Origin of the sequence: Chamaesiphon polymorphus CCALA 037 (genome assembly GCF_003003845.1) — a bacterium.
In the GTDB taxonomy this organism is placed as follows: domain Bacteria; phylum Cyanobacteriota; class Cyanobacteriia; order Cyanobacteriales; family Chamaesiphonaceae; genus Chamaesiphon; species Chamaesiphon polymorphus.
Genome location: NZ_PVWO01000632.1, coordinates 1 through 2,838, shown reverse-complemented (window position 1 = coordinate 2,838; position 2,838 = coordinate 1). Strand labels below are relative to the sequence as shown.

The 2,838-nt window shown below is 50.3% G+C and carries 2 protein-coding genes; one reads left to right on the top strand and one right to left on the bottom strand.

The annotated features are described in order from the left end of the window. Positions 1 to 19 precede the first annotated feature (19 nt). Complete coding sequence (locus tag C7B77_RS27495; protein WP_106312552.1) at positions 20 to 2,161, bottom strand: polyribonucleotide nucleotidyltransferase; 2,142 nt, start codon at positions 2,159 to 2,161, stop codon at positions 20 to 22. Positions 2,162 to 2,350: 189 nt separating this feature from the next. On the opposite strand from C7B77_RS27495, the gene C7B77_RS27490 reads away from it, so the two are divergent. Beyond that, positions 2,351 to 2,695 (top strand): hypothetical protein, encoded by a 345-nt coding sequence (locus C7B77_RS27490; protein WP_146138560.1) that lies wholly within the window; start codon positions 2,351 to 2,353, stop codon positions 2,693 to 2,695. Positions 2,696 to 2,838 lie beyond the last annotated feature (143 nt).

The window sequence follows — 2,838 nt, the reverse complement described above, 5'->3', positions numbered from 1 at the left end:
GGTTTACGCAACCCACAATCTAACCCTTCCGCGCCGCCGCCGCCTCATCGGGATGAATGCCCAAACGAGTCAAGTTGACGCGACCTTTATTGTCGATTTCGCGAACCTTGACGATCACTTCGTCGCCGACGCCGACTTCATCTTCCACTTTACCCACCCGATAATCGGCGAGTTGGGAGATATGGATCATCCCTTCTTTGCCTGGTAGTAGCTCCACGAAGGCACCGATGGGGATAATTCGAGTTACGCGTCCGGCATAGATGTCGCCTTCGTTGAGACGGCGAGTTAAGCCTTGGACGATTTGGATCGCGCGTTTGGCTTTGTCGTTATCGAGTGCGGATACGGTTACGGTACCGTCGTCATCGATATCGATTTTGGCTCCGGTTTCTTCAGTAATTCCTTTAATAGTTTTACCACCAGGGCCGATTACCAAGCCGATCAGTTCTGGCTCGATTTTGAAGGTGAGTAAGCGTGGTGCAAAGGGTGAGAGTTCTTCGCGGGGTTTGTCGATCGCGGCTAACATTTTCTCTAGAATATGTAGGCGTGCGGGACGTGCTTGGTTGATGGCATCGGCGATGACTGTCATCGGTAAACCGCTGATTTTCATGTCCATTTGGAGGGCGGTAATTCCGGTATCGGTACCTGCCACTTTGAAGTCCATGTCGCCGAGGAAGTCTTCGATTCCTTGGATATCTGTCAGAATGCGAACTTCTTCGCCTTCTTTAATCAATCCCATTGCCGCACCGCTGACGGGTTTGGTAATTGGGACGCCTGCATCCATCAAGGCAAGGGTCGAACCACACACCGAACCCATCGAGGTCGAACCGTTGGAAGATAGTACTTCAGAGACGACTCTGAGGACGTATGGGAACTCATCTTTGCTGGGGAGGACGGGGATCAAAGCGCGCTCGGCGAGGGCACCATGGCCGATTTCGCGGCGTCCGGGGGCGCGCATGGGTTTAGTTTCACCGACGGAATAAGGCGGGAAGTTATAGTGGTGAATATACCGTTTGGTATTTTCGGGATTGAGATCGTCGCCGAGATCCTGAGCGTCGCCGGGAGTACCGAGGGTACAAGCCGACAGGACTTGAGTTTGGCCGCGATTGAATAAACCCGTACCGTGAACGCGGCGGGGTAAAACGCCAACGAAACAAGAAATCGGGCGCACTTGGTCGAGCGTCCGTCCGTCTACGCGCCGTCCGGTTTCGATCACCTGTTGGCGCATCATTTTTTTGGTGATGCCTTTGAACAGGGTACTAACAGCTTTACTATCACTCGCTGCGGCAACTTGAATCGGATCGGTTTCTGGTAAGGTCGCGATCTCTTCTACTGCTTTGGCTTTGACTTCATCGAGTTCGGCATCGCGGATATTTTTATCTGGCTCGTATTTGCCGAGGATAAATTTGATGCTCTCTTTGGTGCGATCGAGTAAGAAGTTTTCCAGCGTAGAATCGACCACTGGTGGCTCGGCTTTGACGATCTCGATCCCCAGATCGGCAATTAATTCGCGTTGGGCGGTAATTAGCTCCAGCACGGCTTCATAACCAAAATCGATCGCTTCGATGATGTCTTGTTCGGGCAACTGATTGGCACCTGCTTCGACCATGATCACGCCGTCGGGAGTACCCGCAACGACTAGATCTAAATCGCCAATTTGAATTTCACGATAGGTAGGATTGATAATAAAGTCATCGCCCACCAAACCGACTCTTACTGCGGCCATGGGGCCATTAAAGGGGAGTCCCGCGAGTAATGTCGCGATCGAAGATCCCGTGACTGCCAAGACGTCTGGTGGGACTAATTCGTCGAGGGACATTGTGGTAGCAACGATTTGAATATCATCGCGCAACCAGTCTGGAAATAACGGACGCAACGGTCGATCGATCAATCGACTGATCAGCGTAACTTTTTCTGGTGCTCGGCCTTCGCGACGTAAGAAACCACCTGGAATGCGTCCGGCTGCATAGATCCGTTCTTCATAATCTACAAGTAGGGGTAGGAAATCGATCCCTTCTCGTCCTTTCGCACGGGTGGCGGTAACTAACACGCTGGTATCGCCAGATTCGATTAAGACGCAACCACCAGCTTGGGGTGCGAATACTCCAACCTTAAGTCTAATATCCCTACCGTCAAAGGATATTGACTTATTTATCTCTGCCATTAGGTTGTCCTTTTTTTCTTCACTTCTTCTCTTGCTGTTTGCGATCCTAGCATTCTTAGCCGCTGAGGTGGTAAATTTTTCGATCGATTGCTGGTAGTATTTGCCTAGATTCCAAAGTTTTTGGCTTTGGTAATTCAATCGTTCGGTATGGGTAAGTTAGCAAGTAAGTAGTTATTGGATTCTATATTTATGCACAATCTACGCCATCGGCTCTGCCTCTCGCTCTTAGCATCCACGATCGCACTCGGATTAAGTTGTTCGGTACTTGCAAAACCGCAGTCTGTGGCTAAAGTAGTTTCGACCAAACTCCCCACTAAATCTCCGATCTCTAACGATATTTCCCGCCCGCCAGTCGATGCTGTGCTGGCAAATGTCCGGCTCAAGCCAGCTAATACCAAAGTCGGACGGACAAATCCCGTTAAAGCCAATCGCCCTGTCTCTAACACGCGATCGCTTCAGGGGATCTCACATCTGACCGATAATACCGATCGCAACACCACTAGTGTCTCGCCAGTCGATCGATTGATTAAATAGTAAGAGCGATTACTCGGCAGTCTCTGGAACGGGAATCGACCTACTGTTGTAGAGACTCATCGCTTTTTCTACGCCTTGCTTGAGACTCATTTCGATCGCGTCATTGACTAAATAAATTACTTCATTGACGATCGGTGTTTCGA

Excerpts from the sequence above, each read along its gene's own strand:
- C7B77_RS27495 (WP_106312552.1), bottom strand. The coding sequence starts at position 2,161 with ATGGCAGAGATAAATAAGTCAATATCCTTTGACGGTAGGGATATTAGA.
- C7B77_RS27490 (WP_146138560.1), top strand. The coding sequence starts at position 2,351 with ATGCACAATCTACGCCATCGGCTCTGCCTCTCGCTCTTAGCATCCACG.